This window comes from Streptomyces sp. NPDC058086, assembly GCF_042885015.1.
Classification (GTDB): Bacteria; Actinomycetota; Actinomycetes; order Streptomycetales; family Streptomycetaceae; genus Streptomyces.
Map to the genome: position 1 here is coordinate 209302 of NZ_JBHVST010000004.1, position 23745 is coordinate 233046.

Annotated in this window: 19 protein-coding genes; 1 reads left to right on the forward strand and 18 read right to left on the reverse strand. The window is 71.1% G+C overall.

The window, feature by feature from the left end:
- Window positions 1-1404, forward strand: coding sequence for an OFA family MFS transporter (locus ACFVWD_RS05035; RefSeq protein WP_389594004.1), 1404 nt, complete (start codon window positions 1-3; stop codon window positions 1402-1404).
- 120 nt (window positions 1405-1524) lie between these two features.
- Here ACFVWD_RS05035 and ACFVWD_RS05040 read toward each other — a convergent pair whose 3' ends face one another.
- From ACFVWD_RS05040 to ACFVWD_RS05125, 18 genes are all read right to left on the reverse strand, one after another.
- The gene (locus ACFVWD_RS05040) at window positions 1525-2691 is read right to left on the reverse strand and encodes a sugar phosphate isomerase/epimerase family protein (protein ID WP_389594005.1); all 1167 of its coding nucleotides are present in this window, start codon (window positions 2689-2691) and stop codon (window positions 1525-1527) included.
- Between the two features lie 176 nt (window positions 2692-2867).
- A complete protein-coding gene (locus tag ACFVWD_RS05045; protein ID WP_389594006.1) occupies window positions 2868-4268 on the reverse strand; it encodes an alkaline phosphatase family protein in 1401 nt (466 codons plus the stop codon).
- Window positions 4265-5434 carry a metabolite traffic protein EboE gene (gene eboE / locus ACFVWD_RS05050; protein WP_389594007.1) on the reverse strand — a complete coding sequence of 390 codons (1170 nt, stop codon included), beginning with the start codon at window positions 5432-5434 and terminating at the stop codon, window positions 4265-4267. Before eboE ends, ACFVWD_RS05045 begins: the two co-directional genes overlap by 4 nt.
- A 3-nt stretch (window positions 5435-5437) precedes the next feature.
- Window positions 5438-6286: a TatD family hydrolase gene (locus ACFVWD_RS05055; protein ID WP_389594008.1), complete on the reverse strand. Its 849-nt coding sequence runs from the start codon at window positions 6284-6286 to the stop codon at window positions 5438-5440.
- Complete coding sequence (locus ACFVWD_RS05060; protein WP_389594009.1) at window positions 6286-6990, reverse strand: EboA domain-containing protein; 705 nt, start codon at window positions 6988-6990, stop codon at window positions 6286-6288. The genes ACFVWD_RS05055 and ACFVWD_RS05060 overlap by 1 nt, the downstream gene beginning before the upstream one ends.
- On the reverse strand, window positions 6987-7937 hold the full coding sequence (locus ACFVWD_RS05065; RefSeq protein WP_389594010.1) for a sugar phosphate isomerase/epimerase family protein: 951 nt from the start codon (window positions 7935-7937) through the stop codon (window positions 6987-6989). Before ACFVWD_RS05065 ends, ACFVWD_RS05060 begins: the two co-directional genes overlap by 4 nt.
- A complete protein-coding gene (locus ACFVWD_RS05070) occupies window positions 7934-8905 on the reverse strand; it encodes an SCO3242 family prenyltransferase (protein WP_389594011.1) in 972 nt (323 codons plus the stop codon). Before ACFVWD_RS05070 ends, ACFVWD_RS05065 begins: the two co-directional genes overlap by 4 nt.
- Window positions 8902-10035 carry an inositol-3-phosphate synthase gene (locus ACFVWD_RS05075; RefSeq protein WP_389594050.1) on the reverse strand — a complete coding sequence of 378 codons (1134 nt, stop codon included), beginning with the start codon at window positions 10033-10035 and terminating at the stop codon, window positions 8902-8904. The genes ACFVWD_RS05070 and ACFVWD_RS05075 overlap by 4 nt, the downstream gene beginning before the upstream one ends.
- Window positions 10036-10152: 117 nt before the next feature.
- Window positions 10153-11496, reverse strand: coding sequence for a ThuA domain-containing protein (locus tag ACFVWD_RS05080; protein ID WP_389594012.1), 1344 nt, complete (start codon window positions 11494-11496; stop codon window positions 10153-10155).
- Window positions 11497-11511: 15 nt separating this feature from the next.
- On the reverse strand, window positions 11512-14016 hold the full coding sequence (locus ACFVWD_RS05085; protein WP_389594013.1) for a PQQ-dependent sugar dehydrogenase: 2505 nt from the start codon (window positions 14014-14016) through the stop codon (window positions 11512-11514).
- Between the two features lie 80 nt (window positions 14017-14096).
- Window positions 14097-15101 carry a sugar phosphate isomerase/epimerase family protein gene (locus tag ACFVWD_RS05090; RefSeq protein WP_360263690.1) on the reverse strand — a complete coding sequence of 335 codons (1005 nt, stop codon included), beginning with the start codon at window positions 15099-15101 and terminating at the stop codon, window positions 14097-14099.
- A 13-nt stretch (window positions 15102-15114) separates the two neighbouring features.
- Window positions 15115-16434, reverse strand: coding sequence for a Gfo/Idh/MocA family protein (locus tag ACFVWD_RS05095; RefSeq protein ID WP_389594014.1), 1320 nt, complete (start codon window positions 16432-16434; stop codon window positions 15115-15117).
- 52 nt (window positions 16435-16486) lie between these two features.
- Window positions 16487-17545, reverse strand: coding sequence for a substrate-binding domain-containing protein (locus ACFVWD_RS05100; protein ID WP_389594015.1), 1059 nt, complete (start codon window positions 17543-17545; stop codon window positions 16487-16489).
- A gap of 42 nt (window positions 17546-17587) precedes the next feature.
- Window positions 17588-18610, reverse strand: a complete 1023-nt coding sequence (locus ACFVWD_RS05105; RefSeq protein ID WP_389594016.1) for an ABC transporter permease — start codon at window positions 18608-18610, stop codon at window positions 17588-17590.
- The gene (locus tag ACFVWD_RS05110) at window positions 18607-20124 is read right to left on the reverse strand and encodes a sugar ABC transporter ATP-binding protein (protein ID WP_389594017.1); all 1518 of its coding nucleotides are present in this window, start codon (window positions 20122-20124) and stop codon (window positions 18607-18609) included. The genes ACFVWD_RS05105 and ACFVWD_RS05110 overlap by 4 nt, the downstream gene beginning before the upstream one ends.
- A gap of 220 nt (window positions 20125-20344) precedes the next feature.
- Complete coding sequence (locus tag ACFVWD_RS05115) at window positions 20345-21526, reverse strand: ROK family transcriptional regulator (RefSeq protein ID WP_101401898.1); 1182 nt, start codon at window positions 21524-21526, stop codon at window positions 20345-20347.
- A gap of 261 nt (window positions 21527-21787) precedes the next feature.
- Window positions 21788-22462, reverse strand: coding sequence for a GntR family transcriptional regulator (locus ACFVWD_RS05120; protein ID WP_095851607.1), 675 nt, complete (start codon window positions 22460-22462; stop codon window positions 21788-21790).
- A 162-nt stretch (window positions 22463-22624) separates the two neighbouring features.
- The gene (locus ACFVWD_RS05125; protein ID WP_389594018.1) at window positions 22625-23572 is read right to left on the reverse strand and encodes a beta-ketoacyl-ACP synthase III; all 948 of its coding nucleotides are present in this window, start codon (window positions 23570-23572) and stop codon (window positions 22625-22627) included.
- Window positions 23573-23745 lie beyond the last annotated feature (173 nt).

Sequence of the window (23745 nt, forward strand, 5' to 3'; positions counted from 1 at the left end):
ATGACGACAGAACCCGTCGCCACCCAGGGCGCGTCGGCCACCGCCGGCGCCTCGAACCGCTCGTACCGCGAAGTCACCGACGCCCGGGGCCGTGTCTACCGGATCGGTGAGACAGACCGCGACATCCTCGGCCACTCCCGCAAGTTCATGGTGTATCTGCCGTGGATCGCCATGATGGCCATCAGCGTCTTCGAATACGCGTACGGCTCGGCCGAGGACACCCTGTCCCACGCCCACGGCTGGACGCAGAGCAACACCTTCTGGATATTGAGCGTCTGGGTTTTCTTCCAAGCCGGCATAGCCTTCCCGGCGGGCTGGCTGCGGGAGCGGGGCACCCTCACGGCCCGCAGGGCCATGTACACCGGCGCGGTCATGTGTGTGATCGGCTTCCTGGCCCTCTCGCACCTGAGCAACGTGCTGCTGGCCATCCTGGGCTTCGGCGTCATCGGCGGCCTCGGCTCCGGCCTGGTCTACGCGACCTGCATCAACATGGTCGGCAAGTGGTTCCCCGAGCGCCGGGGCGCGCGGACCGGGTTCGTCAACGGCGGATTCGCGTACGGCTCCCTGCCGTTCATCTTCATCTTCAACTACGCGTTCGACACCGGGAACTACCACCGTGTCCTGGACCTCATCGGCTGCTACGTGATGATCGTCGTGCTGTCCTGCGCGTTCTTCTTCAAGGACCCGCCGAAGAACTGGTGGCCCGCGGACATCGACCCGCTGACGTACGGCGGCAACAGCAAGACCTCCGCCGCCCTCGCGAAGAACCCTCCCGCGGTGAAGCAGTACACGCCCAAGGAGGCCATCAGGACGGGTGTGCTGCCCCTGATGTGGATCACGCTGGTCATGACGGCGGGCGTGTCGATCTTCGGGATCTCCTTCCAGGTCGACTTCGCCAAGGAGGTGGGCTTCGGTCCGCTGGTGGCGGCGTCCTCGATGGGCATCATGGCCGTCATCAACGGGATCGGCCGGGCGGTGGTGGGCTGGCTGTCCGACACCTGGGGCCGCAAGCTGACCCTGGTGTTCGTCATCGTCGTGCTGGGGCTCGCGCAGTTCGGCGTGATCTGGGCCGGTGACATCAAGAGCGAGTGGCTGTTCCTGTTCTTCGCCTTCCTCTCCGGGTTCGGCGGCGGCGCGTTCTACCCGATGTTCGCGGCCCTGACCCCGGACTACTTCGGCGAGAACTACAACGCCACCAACTATGGCCTGGTGTACAGCGGCAAGCTGGTCAGCGGTCTGTTCGGCGGCGGTCTCGGCTCGATGGTGGTCGCGGCCTGGGGCTATAACGGCGCGTACGCGCTGGCCGGCGGTATCTCGATGCTGGCGGCGGCGATCGCGTTGCTGCTGAAGCAGCCGGGGCGCGACAGCGAGGTGCGCACTCCTCACCCGCAGCCCGCGGGCTGAGAGGTCTCCTGGTCAACGGATCGAAAGGTTTCCTCCCGGCACAGAGCACGGAGCACCGATCGGGCGGCCCTCCCCACGTGGCGCGTTGTGGGGAGGGCCGCCCGGTGCACTGCCGCGAAGCTAGTGACGCCGCTTGCGGAGGGCCGCCAGGTTGTCGTAGCCGATCTTCGCGTGCGTGAGTGACTGCCCGGGGTCCGTGGCACTCGGGGCGTTGTCCTGCTCGACCATCGGGTTGTGGTAGTTCCGGTCACCGACGCGCGAGAAGAACGTGGTGTAGTCGATGACGCCGGTGCCGAACGGCACCATGTCGTAGCCCATGCCGTTCGTCGTGTTGACGACGCCGTCCTTGGCGTGGAAGAGCGGGTAGCGCTTGTTGTTGCGGACGACGAGCCCGGCGGGATCGAACACCTTCTCCCGGGTGGAGCCGTCGTGGGCCGTGTACGTGTGGAACTTGTACTGGGCCACGTGCGCCCAGAAGATGTCCATCTCCAGCCAGACCACCTTCGGGTCGGTGATCTTCAGGAAGTACTCCAGCTTGCGGATGCCGGAGCTGCGGGTCGGGTTGCCCTGGGCGTCCAGCGGGCCCCCGTCGAGCAGGAAGCCGTACGCCGCGTCGTGGTTGTGGGTGTACAGCTTGATGCCCTCGCGGCGGGCGATCTCCCCGAGCGCGTTCCACTTGTCGGCGGCCACGTCCCAGTCGGCGCGGTAGGCACTGCCGGTGGGGTCGCCACCGGTGCCCATGTGCGCCATGCCGAGGATGTTGGCGATCTCCAGGTGCTTCTTGAAGGTGTCCAGGTCGGCCGTGGTGAGGGGCCAGGACGGGGGTATGAAGCCGTGGTTGCCCTGCGCCCGCAGCCCGTACGCGTCGAGCCAGGAACGCAGCAGCTTGGCGCCCTGTACGGACTCCAGGCTCGCGCCGCCGGGAGCGTTGGCGTGCTGGCCGTATCCGGCGAACTCCACCTGCCGGTAGCCGAAGCGCGAGAGCTGCTTGAAGACCTCGCGGAAACCGGAGGGCAGGTCGCTGGCGAGCGGGTCGCGGCCCGTGGCGTCCCGGACGGTGTAGAGGATGATGCCGCGCTTGTTCGCGGGGACGAGGACGTCACCGCCGTGGTCGTGGCCGTGGCCTCTGTCCCGGTCCTGGGCGAGGGCTGGTGAGGCGCCGAGGACGGGTGCGGCGATCGCCGCGGTCGCGACGGCGGTGCAGGTGCTGAGGAAGCGGCGGCGGTTGATGCCGAGAGTGCGGCGCAGGGCGTCGCCGGCGGCGGATTCGTCGTTGAACGCGGTCACGGTTTCTCTCTTTCGGATCGGTGTGCGGCGGTGTCGGGTGCCGGGCGGTCTGCTGCTCGTGCGCAGGTCAGAGGCGTGCGAAGCGCTCGCCGGACGCGTTGTCAGTGGCGCGTGCTTCACTTTCCGTAGTTGCTTGTGACGGGTCGTGACGGGTTGTCGCGGCTCCTACGGCCTCGTCATGCGAGGCCGGCCAGATCGAGCAGCAGGGATTTCACTTCGGTGGCCGCGATGCGGCCGGGAGCGGTGTGGGGGGTGGAGCAGATGAGGAGCGGACCTTCGTCGTCGCTCGTGGGAAGGCGGCCGTGGCTGCCGCGAATAGGTGAGGGGTCCAGCGGCACGACCGCCATGCGGTAGCGCAGGCCGAGCTTCTTGCGTGCCAGTGCCGTGGCCGCCTTCACCTTGACGTAGGGGTCGAGGGGATCCATGAAGAGTTCGACCGGGTCGTAGCCGGGTTTGCGGTGGATCTCGACGAGCTGCGCGAAGTCGGGCGCGCGGGCGTCGTCGAGCCAGTAGTAGTACGTGAACCAGGCGTCCGGCTCCGCGACGGCGACGAGTTCGCCGGAGCGCGGATGGTCGAGGTGATGGGTCTTCTTGCCCTCGTCGTCGAGGAGCCGTTCGACGCCGGGCAGGTCGGCGAGGGCTGCCTTGGTGGCCTCCAGGTCCTCGGGGCGGCGCACGTAGACATGGGCGATCTGGTGGTCGGCGACCGCGAAGGCTCGGGAGGCCATCGGGTCGAGGTACTCCATGCCGTCCTGCGTGTGCACTTCGAGGAGTCCGGCGCGGCGCAGGGCGCGGTTGATGTCGACGGGGCGGTCCGCGCGGGTGATGCCGTACTCGGAGAGCGCGACGACGGTGCGGCCTTCCGCCTTCGCGTCGTCGAGGAGGGGAGCCATGGCCGCGTCGAGGTCCGCGGCCGCCTGGAGGGAGCGCGGGTCGTCGGGGCCGAAGCGCTGGAGGTCGTAGTCGAGGTGAGGGAGGTAGCAGAGGGTCAGGTCCGGCCGACGGGTGCGGTTGATGTGGCGGGTCGCGTCGATGATCCAGCGGCTGGAGACGAGGTCTGCGCCGGGGCCCCAGAAGTGGAACAGGGGGAACGTGCCGAATTTCCGGGTGAGTTCGTCGTGCAGGGCCGGGGGCCGGGTGTAGCAGTCGGGTTCCTTGCGGCCGTCGGCGTAGTAGACGGGACGGGGAGTGACGGTGATGTCGGTGTCGGCGCCCATGGCATACCACCAGCAGATATTGGCGACCGTGTAGCCGGGATGCGCGCGCCGGGCGGCGTCCCACAGCTTGTCGCCGGACACCAGGCCGTTGTGCTGCCGCCACAGCAGTACGTCGCCCAGCTCGCGGAAGTACCAGCCGTTGCCGACGATGCCGTGCTCGGAAGGGTGGGTGCCGGTGAGGAAGGTGGACTGGGCGGCGCAGGTGACGGCGGGCAGGACGGTGCCGAGCGGGGCGCGGAAGCCGGACTGGCCGAGGGCCTTGAGGTGGGGCATGTGGTCGAGGAGACGGGGGGTGAGGCCGACGACGTCAAGGACGAGGAGAGGAGTGGGGCCGGCCGGCTCCTGTGGTGGTGGGGTCACGGCAGCTCCTTGAGGCCGAGGTCCGTCAACAGGTCCCGGGCAAGGGTGAGTTCGGCGGCGATGCCGTCGGTGAGCTGGGCGCGGGCACGGGGGCGCAGCTCCGGCGGGAGGGCCTGCCAGGTGTAGGTCTCGACCTCCAGGTGGTGGGTGAGGGGGTGCGGGCCGCCGACGAGGTGGGTCAGTGCGGCCCGCAGGACGGGGAGTGTGGAGGTGAGGGGTGCGGCGGGGGCCGCGTGCAGCGGGACGTGGAAGTGGGCGCGCCACGGGGAGGCGTCGGGCAGGGCGTCACCGGCGAGGGCCTCGCCGAGGTCGTCGGTGCCGCGCAGGCCCGCGGCGGTGAGGGTGCGGGTCTGGTGCAGGAAGCGGGGTTCGTCGAAGGCGGCGAGGGCCGCGCGGACTTCGGGGAGATGGGGGTGTTCGGCGTGCAGGGCGGCTGAGAGCTGGGATTTGACGATCGGGACGCGCGCCTGTGTGAGCGCGTCCAGGGCGGTGTGCGGGTCTTCGAAGGAGGTGGCGAGATGGCAGGTGTCGACGCAGATGCCGATGCGGTCGTGACCGATCGCGGTGAGTGGGGCGAGGGCGTCGCGGGTGGTCTCGACGGTGCAGCCGGGTTCCGGTTCCAGGCCGATGCGCAGGGAGCGGCCGGTGAGTTCATGGAGGGCGTCGAGGCGTTCGGCGAGCGTGGCCAGCGCGGTGTGCGCCGCCGTCGCCCGCTCCTGGTCGTATGCGGTGCGCCAGGCGAGGGGCAGGGTGGAGATGCTGCCTTCGGTGACGTCGTCGGGCAGGAGCTGGGCGAGGACTCTGGCCAGGTCGGTGGTGTGGGCGAGACGTTCGGGGTCGGCCCAGTCCGGCTGGTAGACGCGGTACTTGACCTCTTCGGCGCCGAAGCCTTCATAGGGGAAGCCGTTGAGGGTGACGACTTCGAGGCCGCGGCGTTCGAGTTCGGTGCGCAGGCCGCGCAGCGCAGAGGGGTCGGTGACGAGGGCGTGGGCGGCGTCCCTGGCCAGCCACAGGCCGATGCCGAGGCGGTCGCGGCCGAGGCGGCGGCGGACGGGTTCGCAGTGGTCGCGGAGTTGGGCGAGGACGCCGTCGAGGGTTTCGGCCGGGTGGACGTTGGTGCAGTAGGCGAGGTGGACGGTGGAGCCGTCGGGGTGGCGGAAGCGCATCGCTCACTCCCCGCCGCGCAGGATGGAGTTGCCTTCGTGGGTGACGTCGAGGGTGGTGACGTCGAGGTTCAGCCGTCCGCTGAGGCCGTAGAAGGCGACGGGGTTGCGCCACAGCACCCGGTCGACGTCGTCGTCGGTGAAACCGGCGGCCAGCAGGGCGTCGGCGACGCGGCGGGTCTTGAGGGGGTCGCTTCTTCCCCAGTCCGCGGCCGAGTTGACCAGCACCCGCTCCGGCCCGTACTCCGCCAGGACGGCGACCATGCGTTCCTCGTCCATCTTGGTGTCGGGATAGACGGAGAAGCCCAGCCAGCAGCCGCTGTCCTTGGCCTCCTTGACGGTGTTCTCGTTGAGGTGGTCGACCAGGACGCGGTCCGGGGACAACGCGGACTCCCGGACGACGTCGAGGGTGCGGCGCAGGCCGGCCTGCTTGTCGCGGTGCGGAGTGTGGACGAGCACGGGGAGCCCGTGGTCGGCGGCGAGCTGCAGCTGGGCGGCGAGGGCGGTGTCCTCGGCGGGGGTCATCGAGTCGTAGCCGATCTCGCCCACGGCCACGACCTGGTCCTTGACGAGATAGCGGGGCAGCTCGTCGAGGACGGGGACGCAGCGGGGGTCGTTCGCCTCCTTGGGGTTGAGGGCGAGCGCGCAGTGGTGGGCGATGCCGTACTGGGCGGCGCGGAAGGGTTCCCAGCCGAGGAGGGAGTCGAAGTAGTCGAGGAAGGAGGCGACCGAGGTGCGGGGCTGGCCGAGCCAGAAGGAGGGCTCGACGAGGGCGCGGACACCGGCGGTGTGCATGGCCTCGTAGTCGTCGGTGGTCCTTGACGTCATGTGGATGTGGGGGTCGAAGATGCGCATCAGGACTCCTTGCCGGATGTGCGGGAGGCGCCGCACGGGCCTGCTGGGGCGGCGGTGGGCTCGGTCAGGGCCAGCACGCGGTGCAGGTCCTCGGGGACGGGACGGTCCGCGGCGGTGCGTTCGCGCGCGTAGTCGCCGAGCATCCGGGCGAGTTCGGCGTCCGCGTGGGCGCGCGGCGCCAGGTCGGCCACGACGTCCACGGGTACGCCGGTGAACAAGCACTTGAGGACGGCGTGCCGCCAGGTGTGGGCGTCCAGGTGGCGGGCGGCGTACGGGCCGAGGGCGGCGGCGACGAGCCGGGTGTCGTTGGTGCGCAGGGCGTCCTCGACGAGGGGCAGCGCGTCGGGGCCGGGCACGAGGTGGGGCAGGGCGCGCAGGACGGCCCGGCGTTCGGCGGCCGTGCCCTGCCGGTAGACGCGGGCGAGTGCGTCCGGGTCGGCGCGGGCGGCGTGCAGGAGGAGCACCCGGACGGCGTCGGCGTACTCGGGGCCGCAGCGGCGGCCCGCCTCTGCGATGCGCAACTCCCATACGGAGATGGGGCCGTGGGTGCCGGGGTGGTCGGCGGCCTCGTCGAGGGCCTGGTCCAGCCAGACGCGGGCGGCCGGGGCGAGGGAGGTGTTCAGGCGGGTGTGCAGGGCGGCGAGGGCGGGTTCGGCCGGGTGGCTCGCCGTGCTGCCGTGGGGTGCGTGCGGGTGGTGGTTCACGGGGTGCTCCCTTCGGCGCCTGCGGGGATCGCCCGGGCCGCGCGGTGGAGGAACGGAAGGGACTGTGCGGCGAAGTGGGGGCCCGCATGGGAGTGGCGGGGCAGTTCGACGACGGTCAGCGCCTGGTAGCCGGTGGCGGCCAGGGCTTCGAGTACGGGCGGGAAGTCGATCTCCCCGTCCCCGAACGGGAGGTGTTCGTGGTGGCCGCGGCGCATGTCCTCGATCTGGACGTGCCGCAGCCAGGGGGCGGCGGCACGGACGCAGTCGACGGGAGACAGGGGTTCCAGGCACTGGCAGTGGCCGATGTCGAGGGTGAGGCCTAGGGCGGGCGGGTCGCCGAGGAGGCGGCGCAGGTGGTGGAAGTCGGCGAGGGTGGCGAGGAGATGGCCGGGTTCGGGTTCGACGGCGAGTGGGATGCCGGCGTGGGTGGCCGCGTCCAGTACGGGGGTGAGTGCCTCGGCGAGGCGCTTCCAGGCGGTGTCCTCGGCTGTGTCGGCTGGGTTGGCCGAGCTGGCCGGGTCGGCCGGGAGTACGCCGCTGAAGCAGTGGACGGCGTGGGCGCCGAGGTCGGCGGCGATCCGGACGGCGCGGATGAGCAGGTCGACGCGGCGGGCCCGGTCGGCCGGGTCCGGGTCGAGGAGCGAGGGGCCGTGCTTGCGGCGCGGGTCGAGGACATAGCGGGCGCCGGTTTCGACGGTGACGCCGAGTCCGAGGGTGTCCAGCCTGCGAGCGACCTTCCGGGTGCGGGCGGCGACGTCCGGGGCCAGGGGGTCCAGGTGCATGTGGTCGAGGGTCAGGCCGACGCCGTCGTAGCCGAGGTCCGCGAGGAGGGCGAGGGCGTCGCCGAGGCGGAGGTCGGCGAGACCGTTGGTGCCGTAGCCGAAGCGGAGGGGGTGGGCGTTCGTGGCGCGGGGCCGGGGGTTCGTGCGGCGGGGGGCCGGGGTCATGTGACGCTCACCTTCCTCGCGAATCTGCGGGCCGCCGGGGCGAGGGCGGCTGTGAGAAGGGCGGAGGCGAGGGCGCCTGAGCGGGCCGCGAGGGCGGCCTGTAGGGGGATCATCGCGCGGATTCCGCCGCCGACCGCTCGTTGGGTGAGCGGGGGTGAGGGGTTGAGGGTGGCGTGGAGGAGGGGGCGGCCCGAGGTGGTGACGAAGGCGGCGGCGAGGGCGGTGCGCAGGGCGTCCGCGGCGGGGGGCCGGGAGGGGGCCTCGCCCGAGGCCCCCGGGGTCCTCGTCAACCGCCAGGCGAGCGTGCCCGTCGTGATGAGCGCGGCGAGCGGTGCGAGCGGCGAACCGCCCCGGGTCTCATCGCGGGACACCGTGGTCACCGCGAGGGTGTGGGTGGCCAGGGTCAGGGCGGCGGGCAGGGCGGGACGGACGCTGCCGCCGGTGGCCGTCGCGCCGAGGAGCAGGTCCAGGCCGCGCGCGGTGGCCATCGCCGTCGGCCCGGCGGGGGTTCGCTTGAGCGCGAGGTCGTACGCCCAGACGCTGGCCGCGAGGGGGGCCGCGACGGCGAGGGCGGGGCGTCCGGCGCTTGCTGCCAGGGCCAGGCCCGTCGCCGTGAGGGCGCCTGCGGCGGCGAGGGCCGCGGCCGGTCGGATGCGTCCGGAGGGCAGCGGGCGGTGTGGGCGTTCGAGGGCGTCCTCGGTCTGGTCGGCCCAGTCGTTGAGGGCCATGCCCGCCTCGTACAGGCAGATGGAGGAGGCGATGGCCAGCAGGGTGCGGAGGTTGGGGCGGGTGCCGGTCGTGGCGGCACCCGCGAGGGCGTCGCCCGGGACGGTGAACAGGGCGGGCAGGCGGAGGAGTTCGGCCCAAGCCCCTGCCCCTGCCCCTGCCCCTGCCGTCGAACTCGCTCGTGGGCTCCGCGGCGGGCTCGTCGTGGTCGGGCGGTCCGGCCTGGGCGAGCGCGGCTTCATCGGGTCTCCCCGGGGAGTGCGCGCAGCCGCCCCGCGAGCCCCGCCAGGGCCGCGTACTGCTCGCCGAGCGCCGCGGGCCCATCGCCCACCGGGTCCTTGAAGTAGAAGCCGAGTTCGCTCAGGGGGCCGGAGAGTTCGGCCTCGTGCGCGCGGGACACCAGGCGTGCGAGGTCGAGGACCAGGGGAGCCGCCAGTGCGGAGTCACAGCCCTGCCAGGTGGTCTGGAGGATCATCCGGGTGCCGAGGAAGCCGTCGAAGGCGATGTGGTCCCAGGCGGTCTTCCAGTCGCCGAGAGCCGGTACGTCGTCGATGTGCACCTCGCCCTGCGGGGCCCCGCCCAGGGTGTCCGCGAGGACCCGTTCCTTGCCGGCGTTCTTGGCCGCGGCGGCGGCCGGGTCGGCGAGGGAGGCGCCGTCACCGCCGCCGAGCAGGTTGGTGCCGGACCAGGCGCGGACCGCCAGCGCGCGCTGCGCGAACATCGGGCCGAGCACCGACCGCAGCAGGGTCTGGCCCGTCTTGCCGTCGCGGCCGGCGTACGGGAGGCCACCGGCGCGTGCCGTCGAGGCCAGCGCCGGGTGGTGCAGGCCGGTGGACGGGGTGAAGTTCACGTAGGGGCAGCCGGCCGCCAGCGCTGCCGCCGCGTACAGCGAACTCGGAGGCAGGGCGGAGCCCACGGGTGCGGGTTCGGTGGAGGCCACGTTCAGCACGACCGCACGGGTCAGGCCCCGTCGCCGTACGAAGTCGCGCAGGTCGGCCGCGAAGGCGTCCACGAGTTCGGAGTCGTCCCGTGTGTCGCCGGGGGCGGGGCCGCCGGGGCGGATCTCCGCGTCGGCGGCCTCCAGTTCGGCCGCGACCGCCGAGGGGAGGCCGGGTGGCAGCACACCACCGGCGGCCAGGGCCTCGGCCCGTTTCGGCAGTGGGCAGTCGACGGTGTCATGGCCGCCGAAGACGAGGGAGGACAGGGTGGGCAGGCCGCACTCGGCGAAGAGGGACGTCTCGGTGACCATGCCCGTCGGGGGGTGCAGGCCGGCGGTGAGGGCCGCGCAGCCCGCGATGACGGTGGTGGCGACGGAGCCGCGGGCTCCGATCAGCCACACCCCCACCCGAGGTTCGGAAAGGGACGCGGGCATGGGGGACATGGGCAGCCTCCTTGTCGTACGTCAGCCACACAGGAGATGAGGAGAGGAGAGAGAAGCGAGGTGGGTGAGACGGCGGGCGGGGGTCCGGCGTCCCCCGCCCGCCGCCGGTCAGTCGCCCTTGGTGGGCAGTTCCTTGATCCGGACGTCGCGGAAGGACACCTGGTCGTCGGCTCCGTGGTTCTGGAGGCCGATGTGTCCGTCGCGCAGGCTTCGTACCGGATCGGTGTTGGTGAAATCGTTGATCTTCACGCCGTTGAGCCAGACGCGGAGGTGCTCGCCCTCCACGCGGATCTCGTACGTGTTCCACTCCCCCGGCGGGTTCAGCGCGCGGTCGCGCTTCTTCAGGTCGGCGGACTGGAAGCTGTACACGGCCCCGGTGGTGCGGTCGGGGGCGTCGGTCGCATCGATCTGGATCTCGTAGCCGTTGTCGACGGCCGACCAGGGGTCGTCGGACTCCGGAAACCCGACGAACACTCCGGAGTTGTCGTCCCCGGCCACCCGCCAGTCCAGCTTCAGCGAGTACGAGCCGAACTCTGAACCGGCGTACCAGAGCATCCCCAGGCCGTCGTGCGACGTCAGCGTGCCGTCGTCGCTCAGCGAGAACGAACCCGGGCCCGCCTGTTTCCACGCCGTCAGCGACCCGGCCGTGCCGTCGAAGAGCGGCCGGTAGCCGTTCTCCGGGCGGCAGTCGGCCTGGGCGGCGCCGATGGCGTACCGGATGCCGCCCAGCAGGTGCTGCCGGAAGGCGGGTTCGGCGTACGACTCCTTGGTGTGGCCGCCCCCGGTGTAGAAGGCGCGGCCGCCCCGGTACTCCTGGCACCAGGCGATCGGATGGTCGCCGCTCATCGTGCCGCCGGTGTACGAGGACTCGTCGAGCGAGGCGAGGACGTGGGCCCGGTCGCGCGGATTCGAGCGGTAGTTGTACCACTCGTCCGTGCGCTCCCAGGATCTCGGGAGCCCCGAGGTCGCCGGGTGGGAGCGGTCCTCGACGGTGACCGTCGCGGGCTGGATCGCGGGGTGCGACTGGAAGTACGCGCCCGCGAGGCCGCCGTAGAAGGCCCAGTCGTACTCGGTGTCGGCGGCCGCGTGGATGCCCACATAGCCGCCGCCCCGCTTGATGTACCGCTCGAAGGCGGCCTGTTGGGTGGTGTCGAGGACGTCACCGGTCGTCGAGAGGAACACGACGGCGTCGTACCGCGCCAGGTTGCGTGCGGTGAAGGCGCCTGCGTCCTCCGTGGCGTCGACCGCGAAGCCGCCCGTGGTCCCGAGCTCCCGTACGGCCGCGATCCCCTCGGGGATCGAGTCGTGCCGGAAGCCCGCGGTCTTCGAGAAGACCAGGACCCGGCTCCTGTCGGCACCGTCCGCGCCCTTCGACGCCGCCGGTCCCGACACGCAGCCGAGGAGCAGGCCGGCAGCGGCACCCACGGTCAGCATGCGTACCGATGTGCGCATGACCGTCACCCCCCGTCAGCTCGTCGTGAAGGTGAAGTCGTCCACGTCGTAGAGCGCTCCGGTGCCGCTTCCCTTGAAGACGAGGTAGAGCGTGGTGGTGCCGCGCGGGGCGTGCGCGAGATCGGCGCTCACGTCCTGGAAGGTGTCCCAGCCGCCCGTCACCGATACGGTCGCCCGGCCCAGCGTGCGGCCGGTCGGGGAGCCCGCGCGGATCTCGAGGGTGCCGCCCGTGCCGGCGGAGGACACGCGTGCCGTGATCTTCTTGGCGTCGCTCAGGGAGTAGGGCGTGAAGGAGATCCAGTCGCCGTTGTCGATGTCGCCGACGGTCTTGCCGCCGTGCGCGGTGGTCTTCGACTGGACGGTGATGCCGGAGGCCTTGCCGTAGTGCTCGGCCTGGCGGTGCTTGGGCTGGAGCACGTTCTGATCGTGGGTGGTCAGCGGGGCCTGGCCGCCGCCTCCGCCGTCGGTGTACTCGGCGTCGAGGACTCCGAAGATGTTGGCGTCCTGGTCGTGGCCGCCGTCGGCACTGGTCTGGAGGGTGCCGGAGCAGCCGTTCGCCGAGGTGAGCGGGTGGCCGTGGCTGTCGTGGCCGAGGATGAAGGTGACCTTCACCTTGGCGCAGTCGATCGCGCGGCCGTCCTCGGGGTCGGTGACCTTCACCTTGAACGGCACGGGGTCACCGAAGCTGAACAGCTGGCCGTCACGCGGTTGTTCGATCACGACCTTGGGTGCGGTGTTGCCGACCACGATCTGCACGCTCGCGCTGCCGGTGCGGCCGGTCGCGTCCTTCGCGGTCACCGTCGCCGTGTAGGTGCCGTTCGCCTTGTACTTGTGGGACGGGTTCGCCGCCGTCGACGTGCCGCCGTCGCCGAAGTCCCAGCTGTAGGTGAGGGCGTCGCCGTCAGCGTCGGACGAACCGGCCGAGGAGAAGCTCACCTTGAGAGCGGCCTGTCCCGAGGTGCGGTCGGCCGCGGCCTGCGCGACGGGCGAGTGGCCGTCGGTAGCGTTCTCGATGCGGTAGAGGCCCGAGTTCTCGTCGCCGCCGAACCAGGCGGTGCCGTAGTCGAGGACGTACAGGGCGCCGTCCGGTCCGAAGGCCATGTCCATCACCTGCGTGCCGGTCCACGGGACGGAGTTGATGGACTGCACCGTGCCGGCGGAATCGCTCGCGATCCGCTTGATCCAGCGGCGGCCAAACTCTCCGGCGAAGAAGTTCCCGTCGTACGCCTGCGGAAACTTCACGGGCGAGTCGAGCGAGGCGTCGTAGTGGTAGACCGGGCCGCCCATCGGGGACTCCGAACCGCTGCCGAACTCCGGGACGGAAGCGCCGTCGTAGGGGATCCAGGCGGGCTGGGCCGGGGGCAGGTCCGTCAGTCCCGTGTTGTGCGGGGAGGTGTTCTTCGGAGCGTTGCAGTCGAAGGCGGCGCCGGAGGTCTTCGTCGCGAAGTCGTAGTCCACGTAGGCGTCGTTCTTGCCCGTGCAGTACGGCCAGCCGAAGTTGCCGGGGCCGGTGACGCGGGCGAACTCGACCTGGCCGCCGGGGCCGCGCGCCGGGTCGGCCGCGCCCGCGTCGGGGCCGTAGTCACCGACGTAGACGATGCCCGTCGCCTTGTCGACGCTGAAGCGGAACGGGTTGCGGAAACCCATCGCGTAGATCTCGGGCCGCGTCTTGTCCGTGCCGGGCGGGAACAGGTTGCCGTCGGGGATGGAGTACGAGCCGTCGGCGTTGACCTTGATGCGCAGGATCTTGCCGCGCAGGTCGTTGGTGTTGCCGGCCGAGCGCTGGGCGTCGAAGACCGGGTTGCGGTCGGGACGCTCGTCGATGGGCGTGAAGCCGTCGGACTGGAAGGGGTTGGAGTCGTCCCCGGTCGACAGGTACAGGTTGCCCGCCGCGTCGAAGTCGATGTCGCCGCCGACGTGGCAGCAGATGCCGCGGGTGGCCTGGACGTCGAGGATCTTCTTCTCACTGGCGGTGTCGAGGGTGCCGTCCGTCTTGAGGACGAAGCGGGAGAGACGGTTGACGCCGTCGAAGGGTGCGAAGTCGGCCGCCGTGCCCGTCTCGGGGGCGTCGCCCGCCGGGGTGTTCAGGGGCGGCGCGTAGTAGAGGTAGATGAAGCGGTTGTCGGCGAAGCCCGGGTCTATGCCGACGCCCTGCAGGCCTTCCTCGTCGTGCGTGTAGACGTCGAGCTTGCCCGCGAGCCTGGTGTTTCCGGCCGCGTCGGTGAGGCGGAGTTCGCCGTCGCGCGAGGTGTGCAGGACCGAGCGGTCGGGGAGCACGGCGAGCGACATGGGCTCGCCGACCTCGGGCTCGCCCTTGGCGAGGGTGACCTGCTGGAAGTCCTCCGCCGCTGCCGTGTTCCCCGGGTCGGCGACGGCTGCGCCGGCCGGGGGTGCGGTGAGGGTGAGCGAGGCGGCCGCGAGCAGCGCGCCGCTCAGCAGGGCGAGCGCTCGGCGGAATGCGGGGCGTCGTCTGTGGGTCTCGGTTCTGTCGGTGCGGGTGGCGCGGTCTTTCCCGTGCACGAATGCCTCCAGAAAGGGGCTGGTTGTACGAGCGGGTGCTTGCGCCGGGGTGCGCCGTCACCCCGGAGACACAGGAGAAGTCAGTCGTTGCCGCCGAACGCCGCGTCGAAGGATGCGGACGGCGGCTCGAAGTCGTACGCCTTGAGACGGGTCAGGGCCTCGGGTGCGCCCTGGAGCCGGTCCATGCCGGCGTCCTCCCACTCGACCGAGATGGGGCCCGTGTAGTCGATGGAGCGGAGCATGCGGAAGACGTCCTCCCAGGGGACGTCGCCGTGCCCGGCCGACACGAAGTCCCAGCCGCGCCGGGGATCGCCCCAGGGCAGGTGCGAGCCGAGACGGCCATTGCGGCCGTCGAGCCGCTTGCGGGCTTCCTTGCAGTCGACGTGGTAGATGCGGTCGCGGAAGTCGTAGAGGAAGCCGACCGGGTCCAGGTCCTGCCACACGAAGTGCGAGGGGTCGAAGTTCAGCCCGAACGCCGGACGGTGGTCGACTGCCTTGAGCGCGAGCTGTGTTGTCCAGTAGTCGTAGGCGATCTCGCTCGGGTGGACCTCGTGCGCGAACCGCACGCCCTGCGCGTCGAAGACGTCCAGGATGGGGTTCCAGCGCGTCGCGAAGTCCTCGTAGCCGCGCGCGATCATCGACTCGGGGGCGGGCGGGAACATCGCGACCAGGTGCCAGATCGCCGAGCCGGTGAAGCCGACGACGGTGTCGACGCCGAAGGCCGCCGCGGCGCGCGCGGTGTCGGCGATCTCGGCGGCGGCCCGCTGTCGCACGCCCTCGGGTTCGCCGTCACCCCAGATCCGGGCGGGCAGGATCGCCTGGTGCCGCTCGTCGATGATGGCGTCGCAGACGGCCTGGCCGACCAGATGGTTGGAGATCGCCCAGCACTTGAGGCCGTACTTGTCGAGAAGCGCGTGCCGGGAGTCGATGTACGAGGGGTCCGCGAGCGCCTTGTCGACCTCGAAGTGGTCGCCCCAGCAGGCGAGTTCGAGGCCGTCGTAGCCGAAGTCACGGGCGAGGCGGCAGACCTCTTCGAGGGGCAGGTCGGCCCACTGGCCGGTGAAGAGTGTGAAGGTGCGCGGCATGTCCGGGGCCTCCTCAGACCGCGATGGGTGTGTAGACGGAGTTCTTCTCGGCGCTCTCCTCCACCGCCGCGAGGACACGCTGTACGCGCAGCCCGTCGGCGAAGGACGGTTCGGGTCGCCGGCCCGCGCCGATGGCCCGCACCAGGTCGCGGGCCTGGTGGGTGAAGGTGTGCTCGTAGCCGAGGCCGTGGCCCGGCGGCCACCAGGCGTCCAGATAGGGGTGGTCGGGCTCGGTGACGAGGATCCGGCGGAAGCCCGCGTGCGTGCCGGGCTCGGTGTGGTCGTGGTACGAGAGTTCGTTGAGCCGTTCCAGGTCGAAGGCGAGCGAGCCGCGCTCGCCGTTGAGTTCGATGCGCAGGGAGTTCTTGCGCCCGGTCGCGAAGCGGGACGCCTCGAAGGAGGCGAGGGCGCCGGAGGCGAAGCGGCCGGTGAACAGGGCGGCGTCGTCGACGGTGACCGTGCCGACGCCCCCCGCTCGCGGGCTCGTCTCCGATACGGCGGACAGTCCGCTCGACACTCCGCCGGGCAGCGGGCGCTCCCTTACGAACGTCTCGGTGAGCGCCGAGACCCCGACGACCGGCTCGCCCGCCAGGTACTGGGCGAGGTCGACGATGTGGGCCCCGAGGTCGCCGAGCGCGCCCGATCCCGCGAGCTCCTTGCGCAGTCGCCAGGTGAGCGGGAACTCCGGGTCCACCAGCCAGTCCTGAAGGTACGTCACCCGCACATGTCGCAGGGCTCCCAGCCGCCCCTCGGCGACCATCTTGCGGGCGAGTGAAGTCGCTGGCACCCGACGGTAGTTGAAGCCGACCATGGACATCTGGCCGCGGGCGAAGGCTGCCTCGGCGGCCTCCGTCATCGCCTCCGCCTCCTCGACCGTGTTCGCGAGGGGCTTCTCGCACAGTACGTGTTTGCCGGCGGCCAGGGCGGCGAGGGCGATCTCGGCATGGCTGTCGCCGGGGGTGCAGATGTCGACGAGGTCGACGTCGTCCCGGGCGATCAGGGCCCGCCAGTCGGTCTCGGCCGCCGCCCAGCCGTGCCGGTCGGCCATGGTCCGCACCGCGCTCGCGTCCCGGCCGCAGACGGCGGCGAGGACCGGGCTGCGCGGCAGGTCGAAGACGCGGCCCACGGTGCGCCAGCCCTGGGAGTGGGCGGCGCCCATGAAGGCGTAACCGACCATGCCCACGCCGAGCGTCGGCTTACCCGCGTTCGCCCCGGTCGCCTCTGCCCCGGCCGCCTCTGCCCCGGGCCCGGAAGCGAGCCCCGCTTCGGCTCCGGGCCCGGCAACGAACCCCGCCTCCACCCCGGCTGCCTCGCCCTGGTGCGGCTGTCCCATACGGATGTCCTCCTCGTCGTCGTGACGCTGTGGGGGGTGTGAGCGGGGCGGATCACCTGAAGCCGGTGGCCATGTACTGGCCGACGTTGTCCTTGTCGACGACGGCCGAGTAGAGCGTGAGCGAGACCGGGATCTCGAACTCGGCGAGCCCTCCGATCCCCTTGCCCTGGCCGAGCGCGCGAGCGAGGTCGATCGCGGAGGCGGCCATGGTCGGCGGGTAGAGGACGGTGGCCTTCAGGACGCTGTTGTCGGCCTGGATGGCCTGGAAGGCGGAGAGCGCGCCCGCGCCGCCGACCATCAGGAAGTCCTCGCGCCCGGCCTGTTTGATGGCGCGCAGGGCGCCCACGCCCTGGTCGTCGTCGTGGTTCCACAGGGCGTCGAACTTCGGCTGGGCCTGGAGGAGTTGGGCCATCTTGGCCTGACCGGACTCGACGGTGAAGTCGGCGGCCTGACGGGCGACCTTCTTGATGTTGGGGTAGTTCTTCAGGGCCGCGTCGAAGCCCTGGGTGCGCTGCTTGGTGAGTTCCAGATTGTCGAGCCCGGCGAGTTCGATGACCTTGGCGTCCTGCTTGTCCTTCAGCTTCTCGCCGATGTAGTGGCCGGCGCTGAGGCCCATGCCGTAGTTGTCGCCGCCGATCCAACAGCGGTACGCCTGCGGGGTGTTGAAGATCCGGTCGAGGTTGACGACCGGAATGCCCGCATGCATCGCCTTCAGGCCGACCTGGGTGAGCGCCTTGCCGTCGGCGGGCAGCACCACGAGGACGTCGACCTTCTTGTTGATCAGCGTCTCGATCTGGCCGATCTGCGCGGCCGTGTCGTTGGAGCCCTCGGTGATCTCCAGCGTCACGTCCGAGTACTTCTTGGCACGGCTCTTGGCGTTGTCGTTGATCGCGTTGAGCCAGCCGTGGTCGGCCTGCGGGCCCGCGAACCCGATGGTGATGTGCTTGCCGGGCTTGTCGTCGGCGGCCGGTTGGCTGTTCGCGGCCGTCTTCTCTTCCTTGGTGTCGTTGCTGGTGCACCCGACCAGGAGGGCGCCGGCCGAGGCGGCGGCGGTCCCGAAGAGGAGTCCTCTGCGGCTCGTGAAGCTGGTGGAGCTCGTGGATTCTGGCATGGCGGTGGGCCCTTCCCGTGTCAGGTGCTGCTTGCTCCCGTGTCAGGTGCTGCTTGCTGCCGTACGCCGCTGGACCAGGACCGCGGCGACGATGATCGCGCCCTTGGCGATCTGCTGGACGTCGCTCTGCAGGTTGTTCAGCGCGAAGATGTTGGTGATCGTCGTGAAGATCAGGACACCGAGCACCGAGCCGGTGATGGTGCCGCGGCCTCCGCTGAGCAGGGTCCCGCCGATGATCGCGGCGGCGATGGCGTCGAGTTCGTACAGGTTGCCGTTGGTGTTCTGGCCGGAGCCGGACAGGATGATCAGCAGGAAGGCGGCGATGCCGCAGCACAGTCCGGAGAGCAGGTAGAGGTACAGCCGCTGGCGCCGTACGTCGATGCCGGCGAGCCGGGCCGCCTCAGCGTTGCCGCCGACGGCGACCGTGCGGCGGCCGAAGGTGGTGCGGTTGAGAATCAGCCAGCCGATGATCGTGACGACGGCGAAGACCAGTACCAGCGGCGGGACGCCGAGGATGTACGAGTCGCGTTCGCCGAGCTTCAGGATCCCGTCGATGGTGACGATCTGGGTCTTGCCGTCGGTGATCTGGAGGGCGAGGCCGCGGGCCGAGGCGAGCATGGCGAGCGTCGCGATGAACGGGACCATCCCGCCGTACGCGATGAGCAGGCCATTGACCAGGCCGCAGCCCACGCCGACGAGTACCGCGGTGAAGAGGATGCCCGCGAAGCCGTACTCCTGGGTGGCGACCGTCGTGGCCCACACCGAGGACAGCGCGACGATCGCGCCGACCGACAGGTCGATGCCGCCGGAGGTGATGACGAAGGTCATACCGACGGTGACGACGCCGATCACCGAGGCCTGGGTGAGGACGAGTTGGAGGTTGCGGGTGTCGAGGAACTCGTCGGGCTTGGTGATGCCGCCGATGACGATCAGGGCGACTAGCACGCCGAGCAGCGAGAGGGTGCGGACGTCGGCGCGGGCCGCGAGGGTCCGCCACGCGGGGAGTTCGCCCATCGGCGGCACCTTGTCGGTGCTGCCCCGGGGCGGGGACACGGGCTGCGTCATGACGCCGGGCTTCCTTCCAGGACGAGGTCGAGTACGCGGTGTTCGTCGAGCTCCCGGGCGGGCGCCGTGTGCACGACGCGGCCCTCCCTGAGCACCAGCACGCGGTCGGCGAGTCCCAGCACCTCGGGCACCTCGCTCGACACGAGCAGTACGGCGAGGCCTTCGTCGGCGAGGCGGCGGATGACCGCGTACAGCTCGGCGCGGGCACCGACGTCGACACCGCGGGTGGGTTCGTCGAGGAGCAGGACGCGGCAGCCGCGCAGCAGCCAGCGGGCCAGGACGGCCTTCTGCTGGTTGCCGCCGGACAGCGTCCGGATCGGGACGGACGGGTTGTCGGGACGCAGCGACAGCTCACGTGTCGCAGCGCGGGCGGCGCCTCGCTCGGCGCTCCGGTCGATCCAACCCCCGTGCGAGAAGCGGGACATGGAGGAAACCGACACATTGCGGGTGACGGACTCCAGCATCAGCAGGCCCTGCGCCTTGCGCTCCTCGGGGGCGAGTCCGAGTCCGGCGCGGACGGCGGCACGTACGCTTCCGGGCCGCAACACCTTTCCGTCGACGCTGACTTGCCCGGCGGTCGACTTGCGGGCCCCGTAGATCGTCTCCAGGATCTCGGAGCGCCCGGAGCCGACGAGCCCGGCCAGGCCGACGATCTCACCGGGGCGCAGTTCGAGGTCGAGGGGCTCGAACTCGCCCGTCCGTGCGAGTCCTTGGACTCTGAGCACCGGCTCGGACGTGGGCGGTCTCGTGGGCCGTTGCGGGAAGACGTACTCGACGTTGCGGCCCGTCATCAGCGCCACCACCTCGCGGGTCGGGGTGGACTTCGCGGGCAGTCCGCCCGCCACCGCGCGGCCGTCCTTCAGTACGGTCACCCGGTCGCCGATGCGGCGGATCTCCTCCAGCCGGTGCGAGATGTAGACGACGGCGACGCCGTCCGCGGTGAGGTCGCCGACGATACGGAAGAGGTTGTCGACCTCGTCGGGGTCGAGGGCGGCGGACGGCTCGTCCATGACGATGAGGCGTACGTCGTGGGAGAGCGCCCGCGCCATGGAGACGATCTGCTGCTGGGCGGCCGACAGCTCACCGACGAGGCGCGCCGGGTCGATCTCCGGATGGCCGAGTCGGCGTAGCAGCTGCGCCGTTGACGCCTTGGCCGCCTTTCCCCGTACGACAAAACCGGCGGCGGTGGGTTCATGGCCGAGGTGGACGTTCTCGGCCACCGACAGGCCCTCCACCAGGTCCAGTTCCTGGTAGATGGTGGCGATGCCGAGGCGCATGGCGGCGATCGGGGAGCGGAGCGTGACGGGTTCGCCGCGCCAGCCGATGGTGCCGCCGTCGGGCTGGTGGGCGCCGGCCAGGACCTTGATGAGGGTGGACTTTCCGGCCCCGTTCTGGCCGAGCAGACAGTGGACCTCGCCGGCCTGGACGTCGAGGTCGACGCCGTCGAGGGCCCGGACTCCGGGGAACGACTTGGTGATGCCGGACATGGTGAGCAGCGGTGGTTCTGGTGCCATGACGGTTCCCCTTGGCGGGCGTGCGGGCCGGTTTCAGGGCGGTGCGTCCGCGGAGCGGGCGTTTTCGGGCAGGGCAGAGCAGGGCGCTGTACAGGTGGGGTGGCTTTGTTGGGTTGACTTTGGTGGGGTGGCTTTGGTGGGGTGACTTTGGCGAAGTGACTTTGGTGAGATGACTTTTGGTTCGGCTCTGGCAGGAGCGCTTCGTGCGGCTCTGGCGGGGTTACGCGGGCGAGAACAAGTGGTCGCTGATGAGCCGGGCCGCGCCGATGACCCCGGCGGTCGGTCCCAACTCCCCCAGCACGATGGGCAGGTTGCCGGTCGCCAGCGGCAGTGACTGGCGGTACACCTGGGTGCGGATCGCGGCGAGCAGCGTGTGGCCGAGGCCGGTGACGCCGCCGCCGATCACCACCAGGCCCGGGTTGAAGAACGAGACGAGGCCGGCGATGACCTGCCCCGTGCGGTTGCCGCCCTCGCGGATCAGCGCGAGGGCGGTGGCGTCGCCCGCGGCGGCCGCGGCGGCGACGTCGACGGCGCTCAGCGTGCCCGCCGCCTCCAGCCGTGCGGCAAGCTCCGCCGAAAGCCCCTGCTGGGCGGCCTCCGTGGCGTCCCGGGCGAGCGCGGCCCCGCTGAAGTGGGCCTCCAGGCAGCCCCGGTTGCCGCAGGCGCACGGACGCCCGTCGGGTACGGCCTGGATGTGCCCGATGTCGCCGGCGCTGCCCGTCGTACCGCGGTAGACCTCACCGCCGACGACGATGCCGCAGCCGATACCCGTGCCGATCTTGACACAGAGGAAGTCGCCCACGGAGCGTGCCACGCCCGCGTGCTGTTCCCCCATGGCCATCAGGTTCACGTCGTTGTCGACCATGACGGGGCAGCCCAGGTCCTGGCTGAGCGCCTCGCGGACCGGGAAGCCGTCCCAGCCGGGCATGATCGGCGGTGCGACCGGAACGCCCTCGGGGAAGCGGACCGGACCCGGGACGCCGATCCCGGCGCCGTCGAATCCCTCCGCGAGCCCCGATGACCTCAACTTGGCTGCCATGGCCAGGACTTGCTCGAAGACGGCGACCGGTCCCTCGCGGACGTCCATGGGCTGGTTGATGTGACCCAGGACCTCCAGCTCGGCGTTGGTGACGGCCACGTCGATCGAGGTGGCCCCGATGTCGATGCCGAGGAAGCGCAGCGCAGGGGCGAGCCGGATGTTGTGGGAGCGGCGGCCGCCGCGGGATGCGGCGAGGCCGTCGGCGACCACGAGTCCGGTCTCCAGGAGCCGTTCCACCTCGACGGCCAGCTTCGACCGGGAGAGGTCGACCTGATCGCCCAGCTGGGCACGGGAGTTGGGGCCGCCGTCGCGCAGCAGGCGCAGCAGTCGCGCCTGGTGCGCGTTCGCGGGTCGTGCCGTCATGCGTCTCACAAGCCCCTCCCCGCCTCAATCGGCCAGTGTCCAACGGGTTTTGGCCACATCACCGTGGCTTGCTTTCGATGGGAACGTAGCAGCGGCTGCCGGGAGTGGGAAGAAGTTGCGCAGAGATTGCCGTCAACTTTCTCCACTGAGTGGACAAAGAGAGACCCGGACGCGGCCGGTCCGGGTCACAGGGGGAGCTCTCGCATGAGGTGGGATACGTCCCAGATGGGCTGCTTCTCGGTGGGCTGCCTTCTCGGTGGGCTACTTCTCGCGCTCGTGGTACGTCTTGCGCGTGTGTTCCGTGTGGGCGCGCATGACCTGGGTGGCGCGGGGTTCGTCACGGGCGGCGATGGCCGCGATGAGGTCGCGGTGTTCGATCCAGGACTGGTGGCCGCGCTGCCGGGCGACCGGGGTGTAGTACCAGCGGACCCGGCGGTCGACCTGGGCGGCCAGCTCGGCGAGGACCGTGTTGCCCGCGAGTTCCATGACCTTCGCGTGGAAACGGGCGTTCATCGCGACCGCGCCGTCCACGTCGTCGGCGGCGACCGCGCGCTCGCCCTCGGCGCACAGTTCCTCGAGTGCGGTGATGCCGGCGGTGCCCGCGTTGGCGGCGGCGAGCCGGGCGGCCTCGGCCTCCAGCAGCGTACGGACCGTGAGGAGCTGGTCGGCCTCCTCCTCGGTCGGCTCGTGCACGAAGGCGCCCTGGGCGGGCCGAAGATCGACCCACCCCTCCGTGTTCAGCCGCTGGAGCGCCTCGCGGACCGGCTGCCGGGAGACGCCGAGATGCCCGGCGAGTTCGCTCTCGACCAGATGCTGGCCCGGCTGGAGGGCGCGGGTCGTGATGAGTTCGAGCAGCGCCTCGTAGACGCGGTCGCGCAGCGGGCCGGGCCGCTCGAGCTTGGGCACCGCCCCCGGCGGCAGTCCTGTCGACAACATCGCGGTCCCCTCCTGCCGAGCCATCCCGTCACCGCCACCGTCACCGTCACCGGAAAGCAGGTGTCAACAGACAGTATCGATTGTCTTTCGTCTACAGTCTACGGCGCACCATGGCCAGGCCCGGGGAGAGTCGGACGCGTCACACCCGGGTGTCCGCGCACGTCAGGGGCAGCGGACGACCTGTCCCGCGTACGAGAGGTTGCCGCCGAAGCCGAAGAGGAGCACCGGGTCGCCGGTGCTGATCTCGCCGCGTTCGACGAGCTTGGAGAAGGCGAGCGGGATGCTGGCGGCGGAGGTGTTCCCGGAGTCGACGACGTCGCGCGCGACGACTGCGTTCACGGCGCCGATCTTCGCGGCGAGGGGTTCGATGATGCGCAGGTTCGCCTGGTGCAGAACGACCGCGGCGAGCTCCTCGGGCGCGAGCCCGGCCCTCTCGCAGGCCTGCCGGGCGATCGCCGGGAGCCGTGTCGTCGCCCAGCGGTAGACGCTCTGCCCCTCCTGCGCGAACCGCGGGGGCGTGCCCTCGATACGTACGGCGTGCCCCATCTCGGGCACCGATCCCCACAGCACCGGCCCGATCCCGGGCTCGGCGCCGGGGGCGGCGGCCTCGACCACCGCGGCCCCCGCCCCGTCCCCGACCAGGACACAGGTCGTACGGTCGCTCCAGTCCGTGACCTCGGACATCTTGTCCGCGCCGATGACGAGGGCGCGGGTCGCCGCCCCCGCGCGCACGGCGTGGTCGGCGGTGGCGAGCGCGTGCGTGAAGCCCGCGCAGACCACGTTGACGTCCATCGCGGCCGGGGAGGGCACGCCGAGGCGGGCGGCGACCCGGGCGGCCATGTTCGGGGAGCGGTCGATCGCCGTGGAGGTCGCGACCAGCACCAGGTCGATGTCGCCCGAGGTCAGACCCGCCGTCGCGAGTGCCTTGGCCGCGGCGTGCGCGGCCAGCTCGTCGACGGGCTCGTCGGGACCGGCGATGTGGCGCGTGCGGATGCCCACCCGGCTCGTGATCCACTCGTCACTGGTGTCGACCAGGCCCGCCAGGTCCTCGTTGGTGAGTACCTTGGCGGGCTGGTAGTGGCCGACGGCCGCGATGCGTGAGCCGTTCATTGGGGGGTCTCCCTCGGTGCCTTGGGTAGGGGGATCCTCCAGTCTGATCAGTGACTCGCGGGTACGACGGCAGGTGTTGCCACAGGAAAGCGGCGTCAGGCTTGTCGGCTTCTGTCAGACCTTCGGACGTCCTCCCAACGTCCGCACGCACGCCCGGCGTCGCAGTCCGTACG

Coding starts and splice junctions, on each gene's coding strand:
- ACFVWD_RS05035 (WP_389594004.1), top strand. CDS start 1: ATGACGACAGAACCCGTCGCCACCCAGGGCGCGTCGGCCACCGCCGGC.
- eboE (WP_389594007.1), bottom strand. CDS start 5,434: ATGCGCTTCCGCCACCCCGACGGCTCCACCGTCCACCTCGCCTACTGC.
- ACFVWD_RS05070 (WP_389594011.1), bottom strand. CDS start 8,905: ATGAAGCCGCGCTCGCCCAGGCCGGACCGCCCGACCACGACGAGCCCG.
- ACFVWD_RS05115 (WP_101401898.1), bottom strand. CDS start 21,526: ATGACGGCACGACCCGCGAACGCGCACCAGGCGCGACTGCTGCGCCTG.
- ACFVWD_RS05120 (WP_095851607.1), bottom strand. CDS start 22,462: ATGTTGTCGACAGGACTGCCGCCGGGGGCGGTGCCCAAGCTCGAGCGG.
- ACFVWD_RS05125 (WP_389594018.1), bottom strand. CDS start 23,572: ATGAACGGCTCACGCATCGCGGCCGTCGGCCACTACCAGCCCGCCAAG.
- ACFVWD_RS05075 (WP_389594050.1), bottom strand. CDS start 10,035: ATGCCCGCGTCCCTTTCCGAACCTCGGGTGGGGGTGTGGCTGATCGGA.
- ACFVWD_RS05105 (WP_389594016.1), bottom strand. CDS start 18,610: ATGACGCAGCCCGTGTCCCCGCCCCGGGGCAGCACCGACAAGGTGCCG.
- ACFVWD_RS05065 (WP_389594010.1), bottom strand. CDS start 7,937: ATGACCCCGGCCCCCCGCCGCACGAACCCCCGGCCCCGCGCCACGAAC.
- ACFVWD_RS05090 (WP_360263690.1), bottom strand. CDS start 15,101: ATGCCGCGCACCTTCACACTCTTCACCGGCCAGTGGGCCGACCTGCCC.
- ACFVWD_RS05110 (WP_389594017.1), bottom strand. CDS start 20,124: ATGGCACCAGAACCACCGCTGCTCACCATGTCCGGCATCACCAAGTCG.
- ACFVWD_RS05055 (WP_389594008.1), bottom strand. CDS start 6,286: ATGCGCATCTTCGACCCCCACATCCACATGACGTCAAGGACCACCGAC.
- ACFVWD_RS05095 (WP_389594014.1), bottom strand. CDS start 16,434: ATGGGACAGCCGCACCAGGGCGAGGCAGCCGGGGTGGAGGCGGGGTTC.
- ACFVWD_RS05100 (WP_389594015.1), bottom strand. CDS start 17,545: ATGCCAGAATCCACGAGCTCCACCAGCTTCACGAGCCGCAGAGGACTC.
- ACFVWD_RS05080 (WP_389594012.1), bottom strand. CDS start 11,496: ATGCGCACATCGGTACGCATGCTGACCGTGGGTGCCGCTGCCGGCCTG.